Source organism: Polaromonas sp. P5_D5 (assembly GCF_054049435.1).
This window is the reverse complement of the sequence record NZ_JBFUMJ010000003.1, coordinates 229,431-255,165: the sequence shown is the minus strand read 5'-3', so window position 1 is coordinate 255,165 and position 25,735 is coordinate 229,431. Positions and strand designations below refer to the sequence as shown.

Sequence of the window (25,735 nt, the reverse complement as noted above, 5' to 3'; positions counted from 1 at the left end):
GTTCTCATGCGTTAGAGGTTTTTGAGCGTTGTGACTGCGTCGGCAATCGAGTAGTGATGGTTGCCAACAAACAGGCCGTTACTGTCGATATGCTCGGCGTTCTTCAGCTCACCGGAGACTTCCGAGTCGAAATACTTGACCACTTCATTCTTGGCGAAATTGCCTGCAACGATAGGTCGTACTTCGAACCCAAGGTCGTTAAGCTTGGCGACCAGTGCTTCGCGTGTGAGGTCGACACCAGGCCGGATCACGAGGCTGAAACCGAACCAGCTGCTATTGCCAATCTCCTTCTGGATCAGCACGGTAGGGTGGTCGCGCATAACCGATTGCAGCAATGCTGCGTTTTTACGTCGTTCGGCAACGAGCATTGGCAATTTTTTGACCTGCTCGATGCCGAGTGCACCCGACATTTCGAGTGGCCGTACGTTGTAGCCGGGCAGGACGAAGCGAAACGACTCTTTGAACGGATCGTCGCTTTTTTCGCCGCAGACATGGTTGAACTTCGGGAGATTGCGGGTCCAGCCGTGCGCGCGCAGCGACAGCAAAATGTGGTGCAACTCCTCGTCATCGGTGCTGATCAGGCCACCTTCCATCGTCGAGATGTGATGTGAAAAGAATGAGCTGTAACTGCCCATCAGGCCGAAAGTGCCGGCTTGCTTGCCTTCGAAGGTTGCACCGAGCGACTCGCAGTTGTCTTCGATCAGTGTGATCTTCTTGTCGCCGATGATGGATTTGATGCGCGCGAAGTTGTTCGGGTTGCCGAGCAGGTTGACGGCCATGATCAGGCGGGTATTGCTGGTGACGGCCTTTTCCAGTGCATCGAGGTCGTAGTTCAAGGTTTCGAGATCGATATCGACGAATTTGATCTTCAGGCCGTACTGGTATAGCGGGTAATAGGTTGTGCTCCAGGATACGGCGGGCACGATCACTTCGTCGCCCGGTTTGAGAGCAATCGCGTCATTCTTGGAATAGAAAAGCGCCGCGACCATTAACAGGTTGGCCGACGAACCGGAATTCACCATCACGCAATGCTTGACACCGAGGTAGCTTGCGAATTGTTTTTCGAATTCGAACACCTTGGGTCCCATGGTGAACATGCCCGAGGTGATGACCTCTTGCAGCGCCGCGTATTCGGCTTGGTCCCAGGTGGCAGTGGCGAGTGGATATTTATGGTTCATGATTGTCTCAAGTGGCAAATGCGGGTTTGGGGAATCGGTTCAGCAAGGCCTTGCCCATACGCATCCCTGGCTTCTCGACGAAGTGGAAGAGCAGAGCCGCTGTGGTTAAAGACAGGCTCCAGGCGACAACTTGATAAAGACCAAAATTGAAGGCGACGCTATCGGTCACGCGCCAGGCTGTGCTGGATCGGCTCAGGCCATACACGATAGGCATATGCACCAGGTACAGCGAAAAACTGATCTTTCCAAGATAGGACAGCGCGAACAGCGGCGGTGGGTTGAGTACCGACAGTAAATAGATTAGGCAGGCGGCCATCAAGCCCCAGGCCACCGGCGCCCAGATCGTCAACAGGACTAAGTCGTACCTCCACGACTCAAGGCAGGCCAGCGCGATGCCTGCAGCGATCAATAGCCCCAATAACCACCCAGCCCACGCTTTGTCAAGGCCCGGCTTGTGTTCGAGTCGCCGCATGAGCGTCCACACCGCGATGCCCGCTGCAAATTCATGCATGTGGGTGAGGATAAAAAAGTAGGTCCATGGGACAAAAATTTCCCGCGGATAAAGGTGAATGCCAAGCAACTGGATCAATGGACCGGCTTTCCAGTACATCATCCACAGCAACGCTAGTGAACCGCCGTACAGCAGCGCCGCCTTGATGCTGAGAGCCAGTCCTGCCTCGGTATTTCGTAACCACAGGAAGATGAAAGGCAGCATGGCATAGAAAGGAAACTCGGCCGCAATTGACCATTCCACGCCCAGGAAATCATTGATGTAGTAGGGGAAGAGTCCATTCACGAAGAGCAGGTGGGCGGCGAGGTCGGGCCATGTCAGGTTCGGTTCACCCGGCGGGGTGTAGCTCTCGAATCCCTTGCCGTATGCAAAAAAAACCAGCAGGAGTACCAGGTAGTAAGCCGGGGCAATGCGGAAGAACCGTCGAACAAAATAGGCGAAAAACATCGGATCGCCGCGGCGGCTGTTCAGCGAGTGGATCAGCGTAAAGGCCGAAACAACAAAGAACAGGGATACACCATGCCTGCCTGCCCACACCAGCCATTCAAGATGCAAGGGGAACTGGGTCAGGCCAACTGCACTCATGCCCATGAGGGAATGTGCCGCGACCACGCCGAAAATTGCCAAGCCGCGCAACAGGTCGATGTAATCAAAATGCTGCATCGGAGGGCGTGACATGCCTGCGGGAAAAACTGCAGGATTCATGATGCACCTGCCGTCTCAAGATAGAAGCTATAGGCAAGCTCGATTCCTTCGCGCAGGGTCCTTTGCGGAGCCCAACCCCAGGCGCGCTGCCTGTCGATATCGACAAGTTTTTGTTTCATGCCGACCGGCTTGCTTGTGTCATGCACAAACTCGCCGCTCCAGCCAACGACTTCGGCGGCGGCACGGTAGTAGTCGTTGATGCTGTGGTCGTGGCCGAGGCCGACATTGAGCAGCCCCGGTAGCTTGTCGAAATCGGACAGCGCATGCAGCACGGCGTCGGCCAGATCACCTGCATACATGAACTCGCGGCGTGCCGTGCCGTCACCCCATATCTCGACGCTCGGCAGGCCGCCAGCCTTGGCCTGATGGACCTTGTGGATGATCGCAGGGATCAGGTGGGAGTGCTTCGGGTCGAATTTGTCGTGCCGGCCGTACAGGTTGCACGGAATCAGCGTCTTGTACTGGTTGACCGGTGTTTCGCGGGTGATGTATTCGCACAGCCGGGTCGCGAAGATCTTGGCGATCGCATAGCCCTCGTTGGTCGGCTCTAGTTCGCCGCGCAGAATCAATTCCTCGCCGAGCGGGTTCTGCGCTTCGCGTGGGTACATGCAGGAGCTCGCGAGGTTCAGCAGCCTGGTAACGCCGGCCTCGCGCGCCGCCATGATCACATTGCGACCGAGGTCTACGTTCACCACGAGAAAATCGACAGGGTGCGCGATATTCGCCTGAATGCCGCCGACCAGTCCGGCGCAGTGAATTACAGCATCGGGCCGGACATCTGCGACGAAGCGGCGCGTCGCCTCGAAGTCGGCCAGGTTCAGTTCCCGGCTGCCAGGCGCGACAAAATCCCAGTTGCCCGCAAGCGGGTGCTCAAGGATATTGCGGCCGACCATGCCGCCGCCGCCTGTCAGGAAAACGCGGGATTTGGCCACGTTTAGCCCTGGTTGCGCAAGGCCTTGTGGCCGTGTGCCTTGACCTGCAAATCGAACTCGGCCTGCGTCATGTCGACTTTGGCCATTTCGGCGACCAGTTCTGCGAAGCTGATTTTCGGAACCCAGCCGAGTTTTTCGCGTGCCTTGGTCGCATCACCGAGCAGCGTTTCAACCTCGGTCGGACGGAAGTAACGCGGATCGACCGACACGATGCATTTGCCGGTGGCAGCGTCATAGCCTTTCTCGTTCTCGTCGTGGCCTTCCCAGCGGATCTGCATGCCGTATTCCCGGGCAGTCGCCTCGACGAAATCACGCACGCTGTATTGCACACCGGTGGCAATCACGAAGTCTTCGGGTTTGTCCTGCTGAAGCATGAGCCATTGCATTTCGACATAGTCCTTGGCGTGGCCCCAGTCCCGTTTGGCATCCATGTTGCCCAGATAGAGGCAGTCCTGGATGCCCAGCTTGATGCGGGCGAGTGCGCGCGTGATCTTGCGCGTCACAAAGGTTTCGCCGCGGACCGGGCTTTCGTGGTTGAACAGGATGCCGTTGCAGGCATAGATGCCGTAGGCTTCCCGGTAGTTGATTGTGATCCAGTAGGCGTAGAGCTTGGCAACCGCATAGGGGCTGCGGGGGTAGAACGGCGTAGTTTCTTTTTGCGGGATTTCCTGCACCAAGCCATAGAGTTCGGAAGTCGAAGCCTGGTAGAAGCGTGTGGTCTTCTCAAGTCCGAGAATGCGCATTGCTTCAAGGACCCGTAAGGCGCCCAGGCCGTCGCTGTTGGCTGTGTACTCCGGCTCTTCAAAACTCACGGCGACATGGCTTTGCGCCGCAAGGTTGTAGATTTCGTCCGGCTGGGTTTGCTGGATGATGCGGGTCAGGCTCGACGAGTCGGTCATGTCGCCGTGGTGCAGCACAAAGCGCTGGTTGGCTTCGTGCGGGTCCTGGAACAAATGGTCGATGCGATCCGTATTGAAGAGCGACGTGCGGCGTTTGATGCCGTGCACGATATAGCCCTTGTTCAGCAGAAACTCCGCCAGGTAGGAACCGTCCTGGCCGGTGATGCCGGTGATGAGTGCTGTTTTCATTGTTTATGCCCTGCCATAGTTGTCGGTAAATCGCACGATATCGTCCTCGCCCAGATAGCTGCCGGACTGGACTTCGATCATTTCCAGATCGGTTTTTCCTGGATTTTCCAGGCGATGAGTTTCGCCGATCGGAATGTAAGTGGACTGGTTTTCAGTGAGGAGAAAGGTGGCCTCGCCTTTGGTGACCAGCGCGGTGCCGGAAACCACGATCCAGTGTTCGGCCCGATGATGGTGTTTTTGCAGACTCAACGACGCGCCGGGCTTGACCATGATGCGTTTGACCTGGAATCGGGCGCCGCGGTCAATGCTGTCATACCAGCCCCAGGGCCTCGCTACCTTGCGGTGCAGACTCGCTTCCGGGCTTTGGCGCGTTTCGAGCTGGGAAACCACGCTCTTGACCTGCTCCACGTGGCTGCTCGCGGCGACAAGCAACGCGTCGGGCGTGTCAATCACCAGAAGGTCCTCGGTGCCAAGTGTCACCACGGTGCGATGCGGCGCGTGAATATAGGTGCGTTTGCTGTGCAGCGCCATGCCGTTGCCGTCGATGCGGTTGCCGTCGTCGTCCGGCGCCGTGAGCCCGGCGACGGCATTCCAGCTGCCGACGTCACTCCAGGCTCCCGCAAATGGCACGACAGCGACAGCGCCGTGGCGCTCGAGCACTGCGTAGTCGATACTTTCGGCGCGCACAGCACCGAATGCCGCTGCGTCGGGCCGCACGAACTGCTGGTCCTCTCCGACCGCTGACACAGCCAGCCGGCAGCCTTGCAGAATGTCGGGCGCGTGTTGTTCCAGGGCCGCGATCAGTGTGTCGGCGCGCGTCAGGAAGATACCGGCGTTCCAGAGCGTGTCACCCTGCAATATCAGTGCCTGGGCTTTTTCTGCGTCGGGTTTTTCAATAAAACGCGCGACTTTGGCGCTACCGTCGCCGCGCGCCGCGCCTTGCTGGATATAACCGTAGGCCGTTGCCGGAAAAGCCGGCACCACGCCAAAAGTCACGATCTCACCGCTCAGCGCCGCCGCCAGGCCCTGGCCCACCATGGCGGAAAAGGCCCCAACATCGGGGATATGGTGATCCGAAGGGCAAAACAGCAGGACTTGACCGGGTTTGGCGAGCAGCGCCGCGAGCGCCATCGCAGGCGCAGTGTTGCGCCCGGTGGGTTCCAGCACAATCCGGCCCTTGACGCATGCTGCCTGCATGGCTTCACTGACGAGGAATCGGTGTTCTTCCGAGGCGACGCAGATCACATCGGGCGTGGTTGCGCTGTCTCCGTTGACGTGTGCCACCCGCTCCAGGGTCAGCTGCAGCAGGCTTTTACCGCCGATCAGCGGGACGAACTGTTTCGGGAAGCTTTTCCGCGACAGCGGCCAAAGCCGTGTGCCTGCGCCGCCGCAGAGGATGACAGGCGTGATGGTGACGGTTTCAGTCATGGTTGTGATCAGTGCTGGTTTTTGCCTGGGTGACTTCGACTTTGAGGTTTTCGATTTCAACCTTGAGGTTTTCGTACTCCGCCAACTTGCGTTCGAGAAAGCGCAAGGTCAGGCCGGCCTTCTCGGAAATGCCGTTCGGCGTCAACAAATAGGCGTAAGCCAGCTTCTTTTCGCTGCGGCTGAAGCTTTGCATCTTGATGAAGCCCTTGTCGAGCAGCGCTTTCAGGCAATAGTTGGTTTTGCCCAGGCTAACGCCCAGCGCATTGGCGAGATCGCGCTGGTTCATATGAGGATTGGCCTCCAGCAGGCGCAGTACCCGCAGGTGGTTTTCTTCCTGAAGTGAAGAATTCAGCAAATGGATGATTCAGCTGTTCAATGAGTGAACAGGATATTACCACTGCTGCCGCATGGGTAGAACACCGGTGTGAGGGATTATTTACACCCGTTGCGGCAGGTCCTGTCAGGGCTGTGAGGAAAGTGCAAGGGGCGGGCCGGGGGTATGCGCTGATAATTGCGGCAAATAAAGCGGGGGCCCCATGGTATTTCTGGTTTGTCTGAGTTTCACTGTGTCGCTAATCGCCTCCATGCTGGTTATCCGCATGGCGCGTGAGCATGCCAGCCGATACGATGTGAGCAAACCGCAGCGGTTCCATGCGGGAAACATACCGCGCGTCGGCGGCATCGGGATACTGCTGGGCTTATTGGCTGGCTTGCTTGCCGGCGTGATAGCCGAAACAACCGCCAGCCGGGTAAATGTGCCCATGACCTGGCATACCGCCTTGCAATTGGTGGTGGTCCTGCTGCCAGCCGTGCTGGGCGGCGTTTATGAAGATCTCACGCAGCGGCTGACGGTGCGTTACCGCCTGTTGCTGACGGGGCTGTCCGCAGCGCTGGCGTGCAGCCTGTTCGGGCTGGCGTTACCGCGGCTCGGCGTGCCTGGGATCGACATGCTGCTGCTGTCTTTTCCCTGGGTCGGCGTTGCCTTGGCTTTTTTCGCGTTCTGCGGCTTGCCGCACGCGTTCAATATCATTGATGGCTACAACGGCCTGGCGGGTACCGTCGCGTCGCTCATCTGCCTGGCAATCGCCTATGTCGCGCTTCAGCTTGGTGACCGTCAGCTGGCTGCCATCGTTGTATGCCTGGCAGGTGCGACCATGGGTTTTCTCATGTGGAACTACCCCCGTGGCCTGATTTTTGCGGGGGATGGGGGCGCCTATCTCTGGGGTGTTGTGATCGCGCTCGCCTGCATATTGTTGGTGCAGCGCCACCAGATGGTTTCGCCGTGGTTTCCGATGCTGTTGATCATCTATCCGGTCTGGGAGACAGTTTTTTCGATCTACCGAAAGCTGGCGCGCGGCGGATCGCCCGGGGTGGCTGATGCGCTGCATTTCCATCAGCTGATCTACCGCCGCCTGGTGCGTGGTGTGTTCCACGATGACGAGTCGCGGCGCATGTTGATGCGCAACAACCGGACGTCACCTTATCTCTGGAGCTTTACCTTGCTGACTGTGGTGCCGGCAGTGCTGTTCTGGCGTGAGACTTCGATCCTCATGATGTTTTGCGCGCTGTTTGTGTTGACGTATGTCGGTTTTTATATCGCGATCATCCGTTTCAAGGTTCCGCGCTGGCTGCGTCGCTGAGGCCGGCACGCTGGCCGCAGTGATGCGGCACAATTCGGGCAATATTTCCCGGCAATACCTGCTCCCTGTGTTCCTGCTCCCTGTTTCATCCTGACAAGGCCCCGCGAATGACCACCAATACCGCCAACGACCCAGACCTCTCCCATGTAGGCCCGCGCGACAAGGCCGAGATCCTGGCCCAGGCGCTGCCTTACATCCGCAAGTTTCACGGCAAGACCATGGTCATCAAATATGGCGGCAACGCCATGACGGACCCGGCCCTGCAGGCTGATTTTGCGGAGGACGTGGTTCTGCTCAAGCTGGTCGGCATGAATCCGGTGGTGGTGCACGGCGGTGGCCCGCAAATCGAGGCGGCGCTGAACCGTCTGGGCAAAAAGGGGCATTTCATCCAGGGCATGCGCGTCACTGATGAAGAGACCATGGAAGTCGTGGAGTGGGTGCTGGCCGGCCAGGTGCAGCAGGACATCGTCGGCCTGATCAACCAGGCCGGTGGCAAGGCCGTGGGCCTGACGGGCCGCGATGGCGGATTGATCCGTGCGCAAAAGCTCAAGATGGTCGACAAGGATGACCCGACGAAGGAGCACGACATCGGCTTTGTGGGTGACATCGTCAGCATTGACCCGAGCGTGGTCAAGGCGCTGCAGGACGATGCCTTCATTCCGGTGATCAGCCCGATCGGGTTTGGCGAGGAAAACGAGAGCTACAACATCAATGCCGACGTGGTGGCGGGCAAGCTGGCCACCGTGCTGAAGGCCGAGAAACTGGTGCTGCTCACCAATACCCCCGGCGTGCTGAACAAGGCCGGGGAGCTGCTGACTGACCTGAGCGCCCGCGAAATCGACGAGCTGTTTGCCGACGGAACGATTTCCGGCGGCATGCTGCCCAAAATCGAAGGCGCGCTGGACGCGGCCAAAAGCGGCGTGAATTCTGTCCACATCATCGACGGCCGGGTGCCGCATGCCATGCTGCTGGAAATCCTGACCGACCAGGCCTACGGGACCATGATCCGCTCGCACTGATCCAGGCGTTCCTGGCGGCCCAAGGCTGTCCGGATGGGCGGCGCCCTTATTTTGATGAAATTGGTCGCCAGGGTATAAGGGGTGTGCGCAAGCTGCTATAAAAAATATAGCAAATATGGGCATTTCCTTTGCCGTCAGGGTGGCGACAGTGCCGGTCTGGCAGACTGGCAGCCGATACCGGGCCAAAAACAAGACCAAAAACCAAAACAGGCAGCGGCACCGGTTTTTTCCTGAATTGACACTCCTCAGGCGGGGTCAATTGGCATTGGCGACGAAACGGACAATTCGTTATGCGACTCCTGTTGGTTGAAGACGACGTGATGGTGGCCAGCGGCATCAAGCTGGGGCTCAGTGACGCCGGCTACGCCGTCGACTGGGTCGGCAGTGCCGAACGCGCGGAGGAAGTGTTACAGGGTGAGACCTTCGATGCGGCGATCATCGACATCGGGCTGCCGCGCATTGACGGGCTGGAACTGACGCGCCGCCTGCGCCGCGGCGGAATGGCCATGCCAGTGCTCATCCTGACGGCCCGCGACGCGCTGCAGGACCGTGTCCAGGGGCTGGATCTGGGGGCGGATGACTACATGGTCAAGCCGTTTGAGCTGCCCGAGTTGCTGGCGCGCCTGCGCGCACTGCTGCGCCGCTCCCAGGCCGCCACCAGCGCCACACTGAGTTTTGGAGCGCTGGAACTGGACACGGCCAACCGCGAGGCGCGCGCCAACGGCCAGCTGATAGAGCTCGGACCGCGCGAATGGACGGTGATGGAGTATTTGCTGATCCACGCGCCCAAGCCGGCCAGCAAAGACAAGCTGCTGCAGGCCATGACGGGGTGGGACAAGGAAATCACGCCCAATGCCATTGAGGTGTACATCTCGCGTTTGCGCGGCAAGCTGGAGCCGCACGGCATAGCCGTACGCTCCATTCGCGGCTTTGGCTACCGGCTGGAGCTGGTGGAAGTTTCCCCGGGGATGCCGTCCAGCGCTGGCGCTGAATAGGCAGCGCAGGCATGAACCCTTTCGGCCAGTCCTGGGCCGTCCGCCTGAAAAACCGCCTGCGTACGCTGGCTGCGCGCACGGGCGGCAACGCGTTCGTGCCTGCCGCCATGAAGTCCGGCCTGCAGCGCCGGCTGCTCCTGCTGCTGCTTTTCCCGCTGGGGACTTTTGCGCTGGTGAGTATTTATTTTGACTACCAGACGGCCGGCGATGTCGCCCTGCAAAAAGATCAGCAGCTGCTCCGGCTGATTCCCCTGCTGGCCGATTCGGTTGTGGCGCCGGGCGCCACCCCGGAAAGTGCGCCGGTGCTGCTGATGGCCCCCGCCGTGGATGATTTCCTCAAGGGCCGGCCTGGCTTTGCCGGCTTTCGCCTCGCCGATGCCGAAGGCGACTTTCTGGCCGGTGAGCCCTGGATTCCCGAACTGCTGCCGGCCACGCACGAGCCGGAATTCCACAGCATCGAATACAACGGCGTGACCTACCGGATTGCCGCGCAGCGCATGAAGACTGCGGTGGGTGAGCTGATCGTCCAGCTGGCGGATGGATCCGACCCGCGCCAGCAATGGGTACGCTCCGTGCTGTTCAAGGTGCTGCTGCCGAACCTGATCCTGGTTGTGGCGGCAGGTTTTGCCGTCAACTGGGCCGTCACGCGGGCACTCAAGCCGTTGATTGAACTCAAGGACGCGGTGGAGCGCCGCAACCCGCGCGACTTGAGTGCCATCGACCCGATGGCTACGCCGGCCGAGGTGCAGCCGCTGGTGAGTGCCTTGAACCGCCTTTTTGGCCTGGTGAACGACCAGGCGGAGGGGCAGCGGCGGTTTGTGGCTGATGCCGCGCACCAACTGCGCACGCCTCTGGCCGGGCTGCAGGCCCAGGTCGAGGCCTGGGCGCAAGCGGCCAAGGTGGCCCAGGCAGCAGGCTCGGACGGGGCGGTGACCTTGTCGGCCGAAAAAATCATCAAGCTGCGCAATGCCACACGCCGGACGTCGCAGCTGGCCAACCAGCTGCTGGCGCTCTCGCGCGCCGACGCGTCAGCCGCCGGCGCCCAGCCCATGCAACGGGTAGACCTGAAAGACCTCTGCGAATCCATCCTGCCCCTGCATCTGGATGCCGCCATGCGCAAGGGCATTGACCTGGGGCTCGAAACCCAGCCTGCACAGGTCAGTGGTTACGAGTGGCTGCTGCGCGAGCTGCTGGGTAATCTGGTGGACAACGCCGTCAAATACACACCGCCCGGCGGCACGGTCACGATCCGCTGTGGCCCGACGGCAGGCTTCGAAGCGCCGGACACGCCAAAACAGCCGGGTCCTGGTGGCGCTGCCGCCGAACACCGGCGCTGGGGCGTTTTCCTGGAAGTCGAAGACGACGGCCCCGGCATAGCCCCGGACGAGCGCAGCATGGCGTTGCAGCGCTTTTACCGGGTGCAGGGGACGGCGGGCGAGGGCAATGGCCTGGGCCTGGCCATTGCCAGCGAAATCGCGCGGGTTCACCATTCGCAGCTGGAGCTGGACCACACCGGGACTGGCCCAGCCGGACCGTACGGATTACGGGTTCGATTGAGTTTGTAGCTCGCCCACCACAGTAAGCGCTTGCTGTTACGGAACAGAACGTTGCGCCTTCGCCTCATGGGCGAAAACCCGGGCATGGTGAGAGACGAACTGTCACTTGGCTGTGCGAGAATCAATTGCAACGATTCCCGGTTTTTTGAAACATTTCCTACTTCATCGCCTATGTCCGACTTAGCGTCTGAATCCGAACTGAGCCCGCACGCCACGCCAGCCGAGCCTGCGGTGCGCAAGCGCCCCAAACCGGGTGAGCGCCGGGTCCAGATTCTGCAGGCGCTGGCCACCATGCTGGAGCAGCCGGGCGCCGAGCGCATCACGACGTCCGCCCTGGCAGCCAAGCTGGATGTGAGCGAAGCCGCCCTTTACCGCCATTTCGCCAGCAAGGCGCAGATGTTCGAAGGCCTGATCGAATTCATCGAGCAAAGCGTCTTCACACTGATCAATCAGATTGGTGAACGTGAATCCGACCATTCAGCCCGCACCCGCAAGCTGGTGGTCATGATCCTGCAGTTCGCCGAAAAGAACCCCGGCATGACGCGCGTCATGGTCGGCGATGCGCTGGTATTTGAAAACGACCGCCTGCAAGAGCGCATGAACCAGTTCTTCGACAAGCTCGAGTCCAGCCTCAAGCAAAGCCTGCGCGACGCCGCGGCCGCCAGCGGCGCGGCGACCCCCACGGTGGACGCCCAGGTGCGCGCCTCGGTCATCGTTGCCTTCATGGTCGGCCGCTTGCAGCGTTTTGCCCGCTCAGGCTTCAAGCGCCTGCCGTCCGAGCACCTCGAAGCCAGCCTCGCGACTATATTGGGCTAACCCCTATCGGACGCGCACTTCGTGTCGCGCCTTTTCCCCTTTCAGGGGACGGGCGCCTTGGCGCCGGCAAAGCCGGACCCCGGCCCCCACTGGAAAAGAACAGTCCTTAGCTGGCCTCCCCGGGGGCATGTCAGTTGGGGCCGCGGAACGGGCTTTGCCCGGCCGCAGGCGCCGTCCCCTGCAAGGGGAGGGGGCGCTACACGAAGTGAGCGCCAGCAGGGGTGAGCCAGTTCACCAATTCCAGAGGGTGCCGTCGTGCTGCAACCGGTTCACCGGCAGGTAGGCGCGCTGGTACGGGTATTTCGCGGCGAGCTTCTCGTCGATTTCCACGCCATGGCCCGGCGTTTCGCCGCAGTGCATAAAGCCTTTGTCAAAACGATAGCTGTGCGGAAACACCTCATCGGTCTGCTCGGTGTGGCGCATGTATTCCTGCACGCCGAAATTGGGCACCCATGTATCGAAGTGCAGCGCTGCGCCCATGCAGACCGGTGACAAATCGGTCGCGCCGTGGCAGCCCGTGCGTACCTGGTACATCGCCGCAAAGTCGGCAATGCGCCGCAGGTGGGTGATGCCGCCGGCATGCACCACCGTCGCGCGGATGTAGTCGATCAGCTGGTTCTGAATCAGGTCCTTGCAGTCCCAGATGGTGTTGAAAATCTCGCCCACGGCCAGCGGTGTGGTCGTGTGCTGGCGGATCAGGCGAAAAGCCTCCTGGTTTTCGGCCGGCGTCGCGTCTTCGATCCAGAACAGGTGATAGGGCTCCAGTGATTTTCCCAGCCGGCCCGCCTCGATCGGCGTCAGGCGGTGATGCACGTCGTGCAGCAAATGAATGTCCGGCCCGACGGCGGTACGCACTGCGTCGAACAACTTCGGGGTGTGCAGCAGGTATTTTTCGCTGCTCCAGTCGTGTTCGCTGGGCAGGTCAGCGTCAGCCGGTTCGTAAAACAGCGTGCCCTTGCCGACGCCATAAACCTTGTCCAGGCCCGGCACGCCGCTCTGCGCGCGTATGGCCTGATAGCCCATCTCCTTGTAGCGCAACACCTCTTCCACGGTCTGCGCAATGTCTTTCCCATTGGCATGCCCATAGACCATCACACCGGTGCGGCTCTTTCCGCCCAGCAGCTGGTACAGCGGCATGTTGGCGGCCTTGGCCTTGATGTCCCAGAGGGCGGTGTCGACTGCGGCGATCGCGCTCATGGTGACCGGGCCGCGCCGCCAGTAAGCGCCCTTGTACAGGTACTGCCAGATGTCCTCGATCTGGTGTGCATCGCGTCCGATCAGGCAGGGGATGACATGCTCGGTCAGGTAGCTCACGACAGACAGCTCGCGCCCGTTGAGCGTTGCGTCGCCGATGCCGGTCAGGCCTTCGTCGGTTTCTATTTTCAGGGTAACGAAATTGCGGCCGGGGCTGCAGACGATGACGCGGGCGTTGGTGATTTTCATGGTGTTCAGATGGGGTGGGAGTGAAGTTGGTCCAGGGCGGCCAGCATGCCGCGCTGGTTGATCTGGGCCAGCCAGTGGGTCATGCGGGCCAGCCAGCGCGCTTGCTGCGGCAGGGCCTCACCCCAGATGGCCGGCAGCGTACCCAGGGCTTGCACTGTCGCTGCAGCGTCACCGGAACGGTCAAGCGCGAGAGCTTTCAGCGTTTCGGCCATCGGGTCGTTTATGGCGTAGGGCTGCCCCTGCTCGTCGATGCCGCGCAGATAACGCATCCAGGCCGCTGCCGCAAAGGCCAGCCGTTCCACGGGCTGGTTCGCACGCAGGGCATCAATCACCGAAGGTACCCAGCGATATGGAATTTTCTGCGAGCTGTCAGTGGCGATCTGGTGCACCCTGTGCTGCAACTCGGGGTTGGCAAAACGTGCCAGCAGCGCGTCGCGGTAGGCGGGCCAGTCCGGGCGGTTGAGCTGCGGGCCGATCTCCTGCGTCATCAGGCCGTGGATGAAGCGATGCACCGCCGGCTGGGCGATGCAGTCGCTGACGACGGGCCAGCCCGCTACCGCGCCCATGCAGGCCATGGCCGTGTGGCTGCCGTTGAGCATGCGCAATTTGGCTTCTTCAAACGGCGCCACGTCGTCCACCACCGTGACGCCAGCGGCCGCCAGCACTGCGCCATCCGCAGGATCGGCAAAGCGGCGTTCAATCACCCATTCCCAGAATGCTTCGGTGCCCAGTGCAGCCTGGTCGGTCACGCCGAGCGCCTGCCCGGCAGCCGCCAGGCGCTCGCCGGTTGCGGCCGGCACGATGCGGTCCACCATGCTGTTCGGGAAGGCGCAGGCGGTGCCGATCCATTGCGCCAGCGCCGGATTTTCCTTTTGTGCGGCATCGATGCACAAAGCCTGCAACTTGCGGCCGTTGTGTGCCAGGTTGTCGCAGGAAGCCAGCGTCAACCCGGGCAGGCCCGCCGCATGGCGCGCCGCCAGGCCCTGCATCAGCAGTCGGGCCAGTTCCGGGGCGTAGCCTTTTTCAGTGACCGTCAGCGTGACCCAGCGCGTGGATGGCGCGGCCAGTGCCTGCACCACCTGCGCCAGCTCGCGGGCGGCCACGCAGGTTTGCCAGATGGCGCCACCGACCTGCCACTGCACACCGGTGCTGCTGGCAACCTGCACGGCATACAGGCCATCTTGCGCGGCCATGGCGTCGGCCAGCTCAGTGCTGCGCATGGCGACACCCAGCACACCCCAGCGCGCGTCACCGCGCTGCAGCAGGGTATCGAACACCAGTGCCTGGTGCGCACGGTGGAAGGCGCCCAGGCCCAGGTGCACCACGCCCACAGTACCGCGGCGTGAGTAAGTGGGGACGCCGATGCCGCGCGTGGCGATTTCCGGCAAAGCGCGGGTGTTCAGCATCGCGCGCTCAGTCAAACTGCAGGCCGCCATTGAGGTCCAGCACCTCGCCGGTGATGAAGCCGCTCATCGGGTGGGCCAGGAACAGCACGCAGTGAGCGAACTCTTCGAGCTCGCAGAAACGGCCCACCGGTATCTTCTGGCGCAGCTCGGCTTGCCGCTCGGCACTGACCTGCTCGGTCAGCATCTGGGTCTTCACGAAGGTCGGGGCCAGCGCGTTGCAGGTCACACCAAACGCGGCATATTCGCGGGCAAAGCTGAAGGTCAGCGAGATCACGCCGCCCTTGCTGGCCGCATAGGCTGGCAGCGGCGACAGCCCCCCGGTTTTGGCACCGTAGGACGATACGTTCACGATGCGGCCGAAACCACGCGCCTTCATGCCTGGCGCCACGCGCTGGCTGACGTAGAAGACACCGTCGAGGTTGATGCGCAGGGTCTTGTGCCAGAGCTCCGGCGTGGTCTGTTCGCAGTTGGCGTATTGCAGGAAGCCGGCGTTGTTGACGCAGACGTCGATGCGGCCAAAATGCGTTTCAATGGCGTCGCAAGCGGCGTGCACCTGGGCCTGCTCGCTCACGTCCATGGTGAAGCAGGCCAAACGGTCACCATACGCGGCAAGCTCGGCGGCCACACGTTCGGTGCCGAGGTCGGTGGCCGCCACTTTGTAGCCGGCGGCCAGCAGGGCACGCACCGTGGCCAGGCCCATGCCGGCGTTGGCGCCAGTGACAAGCGCAACCTGGTCTTGAATCGGTGGAGTCATGGCTTTTTCGGTGAAATTGAGGATCATTTTGGCCGCTAGACCTTATAGGGACTGCGCGAGCAGCTACTGATTTGATAGCGTTCGGTGCTCAGCCCGGCACACTTACACCGACCTTCTGGCCGGCTGCGACGATTTCGCGCCAGGTTTCGCCGTCCATTTCAATGCCGCCCTGTTCGCGTTCAAGCCGCGCACGGCGTTCCGGTTCACCGGCAATCTGCACAGCGTCCACACCGTCGGCCGGCGGGCTTTTGCGCAGCCACTCGACGAATGCCAGCGCTTCCATTTCGAGGGCCGACTGGGTGCCCAGCTTGCCCGGGTCAATCAGGATCGTGAGCATGCTGTTGTAGACCGCACGCACGCTCACTGTGGGGTGGTGCCAGGTGCCGCCGCCGGTGAGCGCGCCGCCCAGCAGCTCGCATGCCACCGCCAGGCCGTAGCCCTTGTGCTCGCCGAATGGCATGAGCGCGCCAAAAAAACCGTTCGGCTGCGGCACCACCACCACGCCGGGGTTGGTGGTGGGCTGGCCGTGTTCGTCGATCAGCAGGCCCGGCTGGACGGATTTGCCCTGGTTGTGCGCCACGCGCATTTTTCCCTGGGCCACGCGGCTGGTGGCGAAGTCCAGCACAAAGGGCGGGCTGTCCTTGAGTGGTATGCCTATGCAGCAGGGGTTGGTGCCGTAGCGGCCATCCGCGCCGCCCCAGGGTGCCACCACGGGCCGCGTCATGACGTTGACGAAGTGCAGCGACACCAGTCCCTGGGCCACGGCCATCTCGGCGAAATGGCCGATGCGCCCCAGATGGTGCGACTCGGCCAGCGCCATGATGCAGCTGCCATGGGTTTTGGCACGTGCCATGCCGAGCGCCATCGCCTGCTCGCCGATCGCTTGACCGTAACCGCGCTGGCCGTTCAGGCTGAGCAGCGAGCCGGTATCGAGCAGGGTTTTGACCTGGGCGTTGGGCGTCAGGCCACCTTCGAGCACCGCATCGACGTAGCGCGGAAGCATGCCGATGCCGTGCGAGTCATGGCCGCTCAGGTTGGCCATCACCAGGTTGGCGGCGATTTTTTCCGCTTCAGCGGCCGTGCTGCCGGCTGCTATAAAAATAGTAGCTGCTTGCGCCCGTAGATATTGGGCTTGAAGCACTTTTTGCATGTGAAAGGCCTTTACATCACCGCGCCGACTTGCCAGGGCACAAATTCGTTTTGTCCGTAGCCGTGCTTTTCGCTCTTGCTCGGTTCACCCGATGCGGTGGCCAGCACCATCTCGAAAATGCGCTGTCCCATCTCCTGCACCGTCACGCCGCTGTCGATGATCTCGCCGCAATTGATGTCCATGTCCTCTTCCTGCCGCTGCCACAGTGCCGAATTGGTGGCGAGCTTGAGCGAAGGCGAGGGCGCGCAGCCGTAAGCCGAACCGCGGCCGGTGGTAAAGCAGATGATGTTGGCGCCGCCGGCCACCTGGCCCGTGGCGCTGACCGGGTCGTAGCCCGGCGTGTCCATGTAGACGAAGCCGTGGTCCTTCACGGGTTCGGCGTATTCATAGACAGCCTCCAGGTTGGAGGTGCCGCCCTTGGCCACCGCACCCAGCGACTTTTCCAGGATGGTCGTGAGGCCGCCGGCCTTGTTGCCGGGCGACGGGTTGTTGTTCATTTCGCCTTCGTTGATCTGGGTGTAGTGCTCCCACCACTTGATGCGCGAGATCAGCTTTTCGGCGATGTCGGGGCGCACGGCGCGCCGCGTGAGCAAATGCTCGGCGCCGTAAATCTCGGGGGTTTCGCTGAGGATGGCGGTGCCGCCATGGGCCACCAGCAAGTCCACCGCCGCGCCCAGCGCCGGGTTGGCGCTGATGCCCGAGTAACCGTCGGAGCCGCCGCACTGCAGGCCGATGGTGATGTGCGCGGCGCTGCAGGGTTCGCGCTTGACGGCATTGGCCTGCGGCAGCATCTCCTTGATCATGGCGATGCCCTTGGCCACCGTCTTGGCCGTGCCACCCGTGTCCTGGATGCTGAAGACGCGCAGGGTTTCACCTTCGCGCAGGCTGCCGTGGGCCAGCCAGGCATTGATCTGGTTGGACTCGCAGCCCAGGCCCACCACCAACACGCCCGCGAAGTTGGGGTGCGTGGCGTAGCCGGTCAGCGTACGCTGCAGGATCTGCAGGCCCAGGCCGTCGCTGTCCATGCCGCAGCCGGTGCCATGCGTCAACGCCACCACGCCGTCGACGTTGGGAAAATCTTTCAGCGCTGCAGGGTTGTTCTGCCGCGAGAAATGGTCGGAAATCGCCCGCGCGGCGGTGGCCGAGCAGTTGACGCTCGAGAGAATCCCGATGTAGTTGCGCGTGGCCACGCGTCCGTCAGGCCGCTTGATACCCATGAAAGTCGCCTCGCGCCTGGCCGGTGCCGGTTTCACATCGGCGCCGAATGCGTAGTCGCGCGTAAAGTCGCCCTTGTCGGGGCCCATGTTGAGGTTGTGCGTATGCACGTGCTCGCCGGGCGCGATGGGTTTGCTGGCAAAACCGATGATCTGGTTGTAGCGCCGCACGGGCTCGCCCACGGCCAGCGCGCGCGCGGCGATCTTGTGGCCGGCCGGGATCAGGCCGCGTACGGTGATGTTTTCGACCTCGGTGCCGCCCACCAGCTGGGCTCGGGCAATCAGGACATCATCGGCGGGGTGAAGGCGAATAAACGGGGTCATGGTCTGAGTTTCTGTGCTTTTATCGGGGGGCCATCGCGGAACCGGCTTCGCCGGGCCGCAGGTAGCCCCCCTCGAGGGGGAGGCGCCGAAGGCGTCTCAGGGTGATTGTTTCACTTTCAATAAAACATCTTCGGCAACCAGAGTACCAATTTGGGGAAATAGGTGATGATGATCAGGCTGCCCAGCAGCGGGAACAGCCAGGGCAGGATGGCGATGGTGGTCCGTTCCACCGACAGCTTGGCCACGCGGGCCAGCACAAACAACACCATGCCCATGGGCGGATGCAGCAGGCCGATCATCAAATTGAGCACCATCACCAGCCCGAAGTGGATCGGGTCCACGCCCAGCTGCGTGGCAATCGGCACCAGGATAGGTACCAGGATCGTGATGGCTGCGGTCGGCTCCAGGAAGCAGCCTACAAACAGCATCAACAGGTTGGCCAGCAGCAGGAAGACCCAGGCTTCCTTGGTGAAGTCCAGCACCCATTTGGCGATGTCGGTGGTCACGCCGGTGGCAGTGAGCATCCAGCCGAAGATCGATGCCGCGGCCACAATGAACAGCACGGTGGAGGTGGTCTCGACCGTGTCAAGGCAGACCTTCACAAAGCTCTTGAAGGTCAGCGTGCGGTACCAGGCAAACCCGAGGATCAGCGCCCAGACGCAGGCGGCAATCGCGCCTTCCGTGGGGGTGAAGATGCCGGTGGTCATGCCGCCTATCAGCAGCACGGGCGTCATGATGGGCAACACGGCCTGGAAATTGAAGGCTTTGTCGGCCGCAAACAGCGCTACCAGTGCGACGGCCACGGTGATCTGCGGCGGAAAGTTCAGTTTGCCGATCAGCAGCCACAGCAGCAGCGGCCAGCCGATGACCACGGCGGTTTCCACCAGCGCCTTGTTCAGGCGGCTCCACGCGAAGGGGACATCGGCGCCCCAGTTGTTCTTGTGCGCGAAATAGGCCACTGTCAGCATCATCAGGATGGCCATCAGCAGGCCCGGGAGGATGCCCGCCAGGAACAGCGCACCGACGCTGACATTGGCCATCATGCCGTAGATCACAAAGGGCAGGCTGGGCGGAATGATGGGGCCCAGCGTGGCCGAGGCCGCCGTCACGCCCACGGCAAACTCGGTGCTGTAGCCGTGGTCTTTCATGGCCTTGATCTCGATGGTGCCGAGGCCGGCGGCATCGGCAATGGCGGTGCCGCTCATGCCGGCAAACACCACCGAGCCGACGACGTTGACGTGGCCCAGTCCGCCCTTCATCCAGCCGACCAGCGCCAGCGCGTAGTTGTAGATGCGGTTGGTGATGCCGGCGTTGTTCATCAGGTTGCCGGCCAGGATGAAGAACGGCACGGCCAGCAGCGGAAAACTGTCGATGCCGCTGACCATGCGGTGAACCACCACAAAGGGCGGCGAGCTGTTGGTGAACAGGATGTAGACCAGCGACGCCCCGGCCATGGCCATGGCCACCGGCAGGCCGCCGCTCATCAGGAAGAGAAAAATAACCTTCAACATTCAGCGGTCCTCCATCGTGGATTCAGGGCGTTCCAGCACGCTGTAGCCGCGCTGCAGGTGAATGCGCATGACCCAGACCGAGCGCACGGCCATGGCCGCAAACCCCACCAGGCAGACGCCGTACACCAGGTTCATGGGCAGATCGATGATGGTCATCTTGTAGTTGCCCATCTTGTCCATCATTTGCCAGGTCAGCATGACCATGGCGCCCAGGAAGGCGATGCGCAGCACGTCGGTCAACAGGGCCATGCCCCGGGCCAGCCACGCGGGCATGAAGCGATAGAAGAAGTCGACCTGGATGTGGTTGTTCTTGGCCACGCCAATGGCGGCGCCGACGAAGACGGTGGCGATCAGCAGGTAGCGTGCGATTTCTTCCGTCCAGGCGGCGGAATCGTTCATTACATAACGCGTGAAGAACTGGTAGAAAACCGTCAGGCCCAGCGCCCAGAAGAAAAACAGCGCCGCCCAGGCTTCAACGGGCGTGCCGGACAGGTCAACTGCTTCATCCGTGGCGTGGAACTCGCCGTCGTCGCCCATGACCTTGGGCAAGGCGTCAATGTCGGGAATGGAAGTCATGATCGTGGGGTAGTGGGTAATGAGGCCCTTCCCTCCGATGGAGGAAAGGGCGGGAAGCCTTGGCCGGATGGGCAAGACTTACTTGATGGCCTGGATGCGGTCCCAATCCTTCTTGTCGTAGCCCATTGACGCCATGTCCACGGCCTTGACGATGTGATCGCGGAACTCGTCCTTGTTGACCGTGATCAGGTTGATGCCTTTTTTCTTGAACTCGTCCACCAGCTCGCCTTCCCGCTTCTGGATGTCGGCCGTGGCTTTGGCGGCCGCTTCCTGCATCACATCCGTGAAGACTTTCTTGTCGGCATCGCTGAGCTTGGTCCAGACGTGAGGGCCGATCTGCGTGACCAGCGAATCGAGGATGTGGCCGGTCAGGATGATGTTCTTCTGGACCTCATAGAACTTCTTGGCTTCGATGGTGGGCAGCGGGTTCTCCTGTGCATCGACCGTGCCGTTTTGCAGCGCCAGGTAAACCTCGGCAAAAGCGATCGGCGTCGGGTTGGCGCCGCAGGCGCGAGGCAGGGCCATGTAGGCCGGCACGTCGGGCACCCGCATTTTCAGGCCCTTCATCTCTTCGCAGGTCTTGAAGGGTTTGTTGCTGGTGGAGTGGCGCGCGCCGTAGTAGGTGACGGCGACGGTTTGCACGCCGGTCTTCTGTTTGTAGCCGTCGGTCAGTTCCTTGAAGACATCGCTCTTCGCGTATTTCAGCAGGTGCTCCGGGTCGCGGAAGGTGTAGGGGTAGTAGGCTACGCCGATGCGCGGAAAGCTCCGGGCCGCAAACGATGCGCCCGAGATGATGATGTCGACGGTGCCCAGCTGCAAGCCCTGGTTGATGTCGCTTTCCTTGCCCAGCGTGGAAGCCGGGAACACCTGAATCTCGTAGCGGCCGCTGGTGCGCTTCTTGATTTCGTCAGCCGCCCAGACCGACCACTTGTGGTAGGCCTCGGAAGTCTCGTAGACGTGCGCCCATTTCAGCTTGGTCTGCGCCGATGCGATGCCGGAAAAGCCCACAGTGCCTGCCAATAGGGCGCAAGCAGCTATGGTTTTGATAGCGAATCTTTTTGTATTGAATGCGTTCATGTTGTCTCCTCGAAGGGTGGTTGCTGGCAGAAAGGAAATCGACGATGCGCGCCAGCGCGCACCGTCGTGAAGCCTGGGGTCTAAGAGCCTGTTCAATGTCTAAACGAGGCCTCGTTTAGACATTGAACAGGCTCATTGCTCAGTTCTTCAGGTTGAGCTTGGTCACGAGTTGTTTGAAGTTGTCGTTGTCGCGCACCATTTGCGCCTTGAAGGCAGGGCCGTCGGCATAGGCGTAGCCAAGGTTCAGTTTGTCCATCACTTCGCGCATGATGGGCTCTTCGGCCGCCTTTTTGCTGAAGGTCCGAATGGTTTCCACGACTTCAGGCGGTGTGCCTTTGGCCACGCCCAGGCCGCGCCAGGTGCCGATGGACAGGTCGATGTTGCGTTCCTTGAGGGTGGGCACGCTCTCAAAACCCTTGACGCGCTGGTCGGCCATCACACCCAAAATCTTCAGCTTGCCGGCCGCCACATGCACGGCAACCTCAGCCGGGCTCACGCCTACTGCGTCCACATGACCGCCCAGCAGGGCCAGCACGGCGGGGCCTGCGCCCTGGTAGGGGATGTGGTTGAATCTGGCGCCGGTTTTTTCTTCCAGCGACGCGGCCGCCAGGTGCCAGATCGAGCCGTTGCCGGCGTTGCCGACCTTCACGTCGCTGCCGGTCTTTTTGGCGGCGGCGAGGAACTCTTCAATCGTGTTGTAGGGCGAGTCCGCTTTCACGGTGATGGCAGCCGGGTCGGCATTCAGGCGGGCAATCGGGATGAAGTCGTCCTGCGTGATCTTGGTGATGCCCATGTGCGGCAGGATGGTCACCTCCACAAACAGCATGGCAATCTTGTAGCCGTCGGGCCTGGCATTGACCACGTCGGCCAGGCCGATGGCGCCGCTGGCGCCGGGTTTGTTGTAGACCACCAGCGATTGCGTGGTGTATTTTTTGGCGGCTTCGGCATAGGCGCGCGCCAGCGAGTCGGTGCCGCCGCCAGGCTGGAAGGCCACCATCACTTCAATAGGCTTGTTCGGGTAGGCCTGCGCCCAGGCGTTGCCGCAGAGGCTGGTGAGCGCCATAAGGGCTGTTGCCAGCAATTTGCGCGGTGTCAGAAACTTCATGCTTGTCTCGCTTTCGCTTTTTGTTGGAAGGGAAATCCGGGGTGAGGTGAGCGCTGAAAGAAATCGTGACGGGTCATTTCTTTTGTACCTCCTGGCTTTTGGTCCGACTCCAGCTCACGCTGAAACGCTTGTGCGACTGGTCCATGTGCGCATGCATGGCCGCACGCGCGGCATCGGCGTCTCGGTTGCGCACCGCATCAAAAATGGCCTGGTGCTCGGCAATCGCCGAGCGCCACGATTCAACGGTTTCAAAATGCCCGCCCAACCGCTCGAACAACGGGCCGCGACGCGAGTCCCAGAAGCGCTGTATGGTTTCAATCAGCACTACGTTGCCGCAGGACTCGACAACGGCGGTATGAAAAGCGCGGTCGCCTTCCAGCGGCAGCACGCCGCGGTCGGCGTCAAACTGCATGCTGGCGATGGCCTTGTCCATCGCGTCTATGTGTTTGCGCTTGGCCTGGGTGGCGGCCATGGCGGCGACTTCGCCTTCCACCACGCGGCGGGCGCGTATCAATTCCAGGGGTCCCCATTCGTCCGGCGATATCTGCTCGGCCCGGCCACTTCCATTACCGTCGTGGCTGGCGGGCTTGCTTCGGTCCAGAACATAGACACCCGAGCCGGTGCGTACTTCGACCCAGCCTTCAACCTCCATCGCGATCAGAGCTTCGCGCACCGAGGGCCGGCTCACGCCCAGCTGTCGCGCCAGGTCGCGCTCGGCGGGCAGCCGTGCGCCCACGGCCCATTCGCCGGCCGAGATCAGCGTGCGCAGCTGCTCGGCGATCTGGCGGTAAAGGCGTTGCGGTTCGACAGTTTGCAGGGGCATGGGCGGAAAAGGATGAAAAGGTGGGAGCTTTAAGGGTTAGCCAGAATTGGACAAGTGGTAAGACCAATTGATAATCCCATGAAACCCCCGGGACAACATCCGGCAAAACCCTGTAGGAGTGAAGATGAGACTTGAAGGAAAAAAAGCGCTGGTGACCGCAGCCGGCCAGGGAATCGGCCATGCCACCGCACTGGCGCTGGCGGCCGAAGGCGCGCAGGTCTGGGCCACCGACCTGAAACCCGAGCTGCTGGAAAGCTACAAAGGGGCGGCCAACATCACGGCGCTGCCCCTGGACGTGCTGGACAAGGCGGCGATCCAGAAACTGGTAGGCGGCCTGCCGCCCATGGACATTCTTTTTAACTGCGCCGGTTTTGTCCACGGGGGCACAGCCCTGCAGGCCACCGATGCCGATCTTGAGTTCGCCTTCAACCTCAACGTGCGCGCCCAGTTCTGGATGATCCAGGCCGTGCTGCCCGGCATGCAGGCCAAAAAGGGCGGCAGCATTGTCAACATGGCCAGCGTCTGCAGCAGCATCAAAGGCCTGCCCAACCGATTTGTGTATGGCACCACCAAGGCGGCAGTGATTGGCCTCACCAAAAGCGTCGCGGCCGACTTTGTGGGTGACGGCGTGCGTTGCAATGCGATTTGCCCTGGTACGGTAGACACGCCTTCGCTACAGGACCGTATCAATGCCAACGAAGATCCCGTGGCGGCCCGCAAGGCCTTCATCGCACGCCAGCCGCTCGGGCGCCTGGCGCAGGCGCATGAGATTGCCCCGCTGGTGGTCTTTCTGGCCAGCGACGAGGCTGCTTTTGTGACCGGCCAGGCCTACAACGTGGACGGTGGCATCACCATATGAACCAGCTGGACCTGAAGGGGCGCCATGCGGTCATCACCGGTGGTGCGGTCGGCTTGGGTTTTGCGGTGGCTCAGCGCGTGCTGGCGTCGGGCGGCACGGTGACGCTTTGGGACATCAACCCCGAGGCACTGGCCACGGCCAGGGGCGCGCTGGGCGCCGGGGTGCATACGGTAGCCGTCGATGTGGCCAGCCATGCCAGCGTGGTGGAGGCGGTCAAACAAACTGTGGCCCACAACCCTGCTATTGACGCGCTTGTCAACTCGGCCGGCATCACCGGTCCCAACGTCAAGCTGTGGGACTACCCGCCCGAGCAATGGATGCAGGTGCAGCAGGTCAACCTCAACGGCCTGTTCTTCTGCTGCCGTGAACTCGTGCCGCACATGCGTGCACGCAACTATGGTCGCATCGTCAATGTTGCCTCGGTGGCCGGCAAAGACGGCAACCCGAATGCCAGCGCCTACAGCGCGAGCAAGGCCGCGGTGATCGCCCTGACAAAATCCCTGGGCAAGGAACTCGCCGATACAGGTGTGCGCGTCAACTGCATCACACCGGCCGCGGTGAAAACGCCGATTTTTGAGCAAATGACGCCCGAGTTCATACAGTTCATGCTTTCTAAAATCCCCATGGGCCGCTTCGGCACGCCCGATGAGGTAGCCGCCATGGTCGGCTGGCTGTGCACCGAAGATTGCTCGTTCTCAACCGGCGCCGTTTTCGATCTCTCGGGCGGCCGTTCCACTTATTAATCTTTCATCCGATTTATCAAAAGGAAAAACCATGAAACTCGTTCGCTATGGCAACCCCGGCAAGGAAAAGCCCGGCCTTATTGATGCCAACGGCAAGCTGCGCGATCTGAGCGCTGTCATCAAGGACATCGGCCCGGATCAGCTTGGCGATGCTGCGATTGCCAAACTGCGCAAGCTCAAAGCCGACAAGCTGCCGCTGGTCAAAGGCTCGCCGCGTTATGGCAGCCCCGTCACCGGCGTGCCCAAGTTCATCGCCATCGGCCTGAACTACGCCGACCACGCGGCCGAATCGGGCTTGCCGATTCCCGCCGAGCCGGTCGTGTTCATGAAAGCCACCAGCTGCATCCAGGGCCCGAACGACCCCATCATGCTGCCCAAAGGCTCGGTCAAGACCGACTGGGAGGTCGAGCTCGGCGTGATCATCGGCAAGACGGCCCGCTACGTGTCGCAAAAGGAAGCGCTGGACTACGTGGCCGGCTACTGCACCATCAACGACGTGAGCGAGCGCGAATTCCAGATTGAGCGCGGCGGCACCTGGGACAAGGGCAAAGGTTGCGACACCTTCGGCCCGCTCGGCCCCTGGCTGGTCACGCGCGACGAAGTACCCAACCCGCAAAAGCTGGGCCTGTGGCTCGAGGTGAACGGCAAGCGCGTGCAAAAGGGCAACACCAAGACCATGATCTTCAGCGTCGCCAAAATCGTCAGCTACGTCAGCCAGTTCATGACGCTGGAGCCCGGTGACGTTATCACCACCGGCACCCCGCCCGGCGTGGGCCTGGGCATGAAGCCGCCTGTGTACCTGAAGAAGGGCGACAAAATCTCCCTGGGCATCGAAGGCCTGGGCGAGCAGCACCAGACTGTCGTTCCCTACAAGAAGTAGCC

24 protein-coding genes are annotated in these 25,735 nt (G+C 61.6%); 8 read left to right on the top strand and 16 right to left on the bottom strand.

The features are described from left to right. Positions 1-11: 11 nt before the first annotated feature. From ACXJKE_RS13970 to ACXJKE_RS13945, 6 genes are read right to left on the bottom strand one after another with little or no spacing between them, the layout of a single operon-like run. Positions 12-1,178 (bottom strand): DegT/DnrJ/EryC1/StrS family aminotransferase, encoded by a 1,167-nt coding sequence (locus ACXJKE_RS13970; protein ID WP_457281202.1) that lies wholly within the window; start codon positions 1,176-1,178, stop codon positions 12-14. A gap of 7 nt (positions 1,179-1,185) precedes the next feature. Further along, the gene (locus tag ACXJKE_RS13965; RefSeq protein ID WP_457281201.1) at positions 1,186-2,394 is read right to left on the bottom strand and encodes an acyltransferase family protein; all 1,209 of its coding nucleotides are present in this window, start codon (positions 2,392-2,394) and stop codon (positions 1,186-1,188) included. Continuing rightward, positions 2,391-3,326 carry a GDP-L-fucose synthase family protein gene (locus tag ACXJKE_RS13960; protein ID WP_457281200.1) on the bottom strand — a complete coding sequence of 312 codons (936 nt, stop codon included), beginning with the start codon at positions 3,324-3,326 and terminating at the stop codon, positions 2,391-2,393. Before ACXJKE_RS13960 ends, ACXJKE_RS13965 begins: the two co-directional genes overlap by 4 nt. 2 nt (positions 3,327-3,328) lie before the next feature. Beyond that, complete coding sequence (gene gmd, locus ACXJKE_RS13955; RefSeq protein WP_457281199.1) at positions 3,329-4,414, bottom strand: GDP-mannose 4,6-dehydratase; 1,086 nt, start codon at positions 4,412-4,414, stop codon at positions 3,329-3,331. Between the two features lie 3 nt (positions 4,415-4,417). Next, positions 4,418-5,842 carry a mannose-1-phosphate guanylyltransferase/mannose-6-phosphate isomerase gene (locus ACXJKE_RS13950; protein ID WP_457281198.1) on the bottom strand — a complete coding sequence of 475 codons (1,425 nt, stop codon included), beginning with the start codon at positions 5,840-5,842 and terminating at the stop codon, positions 4,418-4,420. Next, the gene (locus ACXJKE_RS13945; protein WP_457281197.1) at positions 5,835-6,197 is read right to left on the bottom strand and encodes a MarR family EPS-associated transcriptional regulator; all 363 of its coding nucleotides are present in this window, start codon (positions 6,195-6,197) and stop codon (positions 5,835-5,837) included. The genes ACXJKE_RS13950 and ACXJKE_RS13945 overlap by 8 nt, the downstream gene beginning before the upstream one ends. A gap of 181 nt (positions 6,198-6,378) precedes the next feature. Here ACXJKE_RS13945 and ACXJKE_RS13940 point away from each other — a divergent pair, with 181 nt between their 5' ends. The 5 genes from ACXJKE_RS13940 to slmA all read left to right on the top strand — a co-directional run bounded on the left by ACXJKE_RS13940 (position 6,379) and on the right by slmA (position 11,868). After that, a complete protein-coding gene (locus ACXJKE_RS13940; RefSeq protein WP_457281196.1) occupies positions 6,379-7,482 on the top strand; it encodes an MraY family glycosyltransferase in 1,104 nt (367 codons plus the stop codon). A gap of 107 nt (positions 7,483-7,589) precedes the next feature. After that, positions 7,590-8,501 carry an acetylglutamate kinase gene (gene argB, locus ACXJKE_RS13935; RefSeq protein WP_457281195.1) on the top strand — a complete coding sequence of 304 codons (912 nt, stop codon included), beginning with the start codon at positions 7,590-7,592 and terminating at the stop codon, positions 8,499-8,501. Positions 8,502-8,791: 290 nt separating this feature from the next. After that, on the top strand, positions 8,792-9,496 hold the full coding sequence (locus ACXJKE_RS13930) for a response regulator (RefSeq protein ID WP_457281194.1): 705 nt from the start codon (positions 8,792-8,794) through the stop codon (positions 9,494-9,496). Positions 9,497-9,603: 107 nt separating this feature from the next. Beyond that, the gene (locus ACXJKE_RS13925; protein ID WP_457281646.1) at positions 9,604-11,061 is read left to right on the top strand and encodes an ATP-binding protein; all 1,458 of its coding nucleotides are present in this window, start codon (positions 9,604-9,606) and stop codon (positions 11,059-11,061) included. A 162-nt stretch (positions 11,062-11,223) separates the two neighbouring features. Further along, complete coding sequence (slmA, locus tag ACXJKE_RS13920) at positions 11,224-11,868, top strand: nucleoid occlusion factor SlmA (protein WP_457281193.1); 645 nt, start codon at positions 11,224-11,226, stop codon at positions 11,866-11,868. Between the two features lie 231 nt (positions 11,869-12,099). Here slmA and manD read toward each other — a convergent pair whose 3' ends face one another. The 10 genes from manD to ACXJKE_RS13870 all read right to left on the bottom strand — a co-directional run bounded on the left by manD (position 12,100) and on the right by ACXJKE_RS13870 (position 23,251). Further along, positions 12,100-13,311, bottom strand: a complete 1,212-nt coding sequence (gene manD, locus ACXJKE_RS13915) for a D-mannonate dehydratase ManD (protein WP_457281192.1) — start codon at positions 13,309-13,311, stop codon at positions 12,100-12,102. A 5-nt stretch (positions 13,312-13,316) separates the two neighbouring features. Further along, positions 13,317-14,717, bottom strand: coding sequence for a mannitol dehydrogenase family protein (locus ACXJKE_RS13910; protein WP_457281191.1), 1,401 nt, complete (start codon positions 14,715-14,717; stop codon positions 13,317-13,319). Between the two features lie 7 nt (positions 14,718-14,724). Then, positions 14,725-15,471 (bottom strand): SDR family NAD(P)-dependent oxidoreductase, encoded by a 747-nt coding sequence (locus tag ACXJKE_RS13905; protein WP_457281190.1) that lies wholly within the window; start codon positions 15,469-15,471, stop codon positions 14,725-14,727. 88 nt (positions 15,472-15,559) lie between these two features. Continuing rightward, positions 15,560-16,621: a malate/lactate/ureidoglycolate dehydrogenase gene (locus ACXJKE_RS13900; RefSeq protein ID WP_457281189.1), complete on the bottom strand. Its 1,062-nt coding sequence runs from the start codon at positions 16,619-16,621 to the stop codon at positions 15,560-15,562. An 11-nt stretch (positions 16,622-16,632) separates the two neighbouring features. Further along, complete coding sequence (locus tag ACXJKE_RS13895) at positions 16,633-18,159, bottom strand: UxaA family hydrolase (RefSeq protein WP_457281188.1); 1,527 nt, start codon at positions 18,157-18,159, stop codon at positions 16,633-16,635. Positions 18,160-18,275: 116 nt separating this feature from the next. Then, positions 18,276-19,670, bottom strand: coding sequence for a TRAP transporter large permease (locus ACXJKE_RS13890; RefSeq protein ID WP_457281187.1), 1,395 nt, complete (start codon positions 19,668-19,670; stop codon positions 18,276-18,278). Next, a complete protein-coding gene (locus ACXJKE_RS13885) occupies positions 19,671-20,246 on the bottom strand; it encodes a TRAP transporter small permease (RefSeq protein WP_457281186.1) in 576 nt (191 codons plus the stop codon). 78 nt (positions 20,247-20,324) lie between these two features. Beyond that, positions 20,325-21,323: a sialic acid TRAP transporter substrate-binding protein SiaP gene (locus ACXJKE_RS13880; RefSeq protein ID WP_457281185.1), complete on the bottom strand. Its 999-nt coding sequence runs from the start codon at positions 21,321-21,323 to the stop codon at positions 20,325-20,327. Between the two features lie 139 nt (positions 21,324-21,462). Beyond that, a complete protein-coding gene (locus ACXJKE_RS13875) occupies positions 21,463-22,428 on the bottom strand; it encodes a Bug family tripartite tricarboxylate transporter substrate binding protein (RefSeq protein ID WP_457281184.1) in 966 nt (321 codons plus the stop codon). 73 nt (positions 22,429-22,501) lie between these two features. Next, the gene (locus ACXJKE_RS13870; RefSeq protein WP_457281183.1) at positions 22,502-23,251 is read right to left on the bottom strand and encodes a FadR/GntR family transcriptional regulator; all 750 of its coding nucleotides are present in this window, start codon (positions 23,249-23,251) and stop codon (positions 22,502-22,504) included. 124 nt (positions 23,252-23,375) lie between these two features. On the opposite strand from ACXJKE_RS13870, the gene ACXJKE_RS13865 reads away from it, so the two are divergent. The 3 genes from ACXJKE_RS13865 to ACXJKE_RS13855 are packed head-to-tail and all read left to right on the top strand — an operon-like array spanning position 23,376 to position 25,733. Continuing rightward, positions 23,376-24,110: an SDR family oxidoreductase gene (locus ACXJKE_RS13865; RefSeq protein WP_457281182.1), complete on the top strand. Its 735-nt coding sequence runs from the start codon at positions 23,376-23,378 to the stop codon at positions 24,108-24,110. Further along, positions 24,107-24,853, top strand: a complete 747-nt coding sequence (locus tag ACXJKE_RS13860) for an SDR family NAD(P)-dependent oxidoreductase (protein WP_457281181.1) — start codon at positions 24,107-24,109, stop codon at positions 24,851-24,853. Before ACXJKE_RS13865 ends, ACXJKE_RS13860 begins: the two co-directional genes overlap by 4 nt. 31 nt (positions 24,854-24,884) lie before the next feature. Beyond that, positions 24,885-25,733 carry a fumarylacetoacetate hydrolase family protein gene (locus tag ACXJKE_RS13855; protein WP_457281180.1) on the top strand — a complete coding sequence of 283 codons (849 nt, stop codon included), beginning with the start codon at positions 24,885-24,887 and terminating at the stop codon, positions 25,731-25,733. The last annotated feature ends 2 nt before the right edge of the window (positions 25,734-25,735 follow it).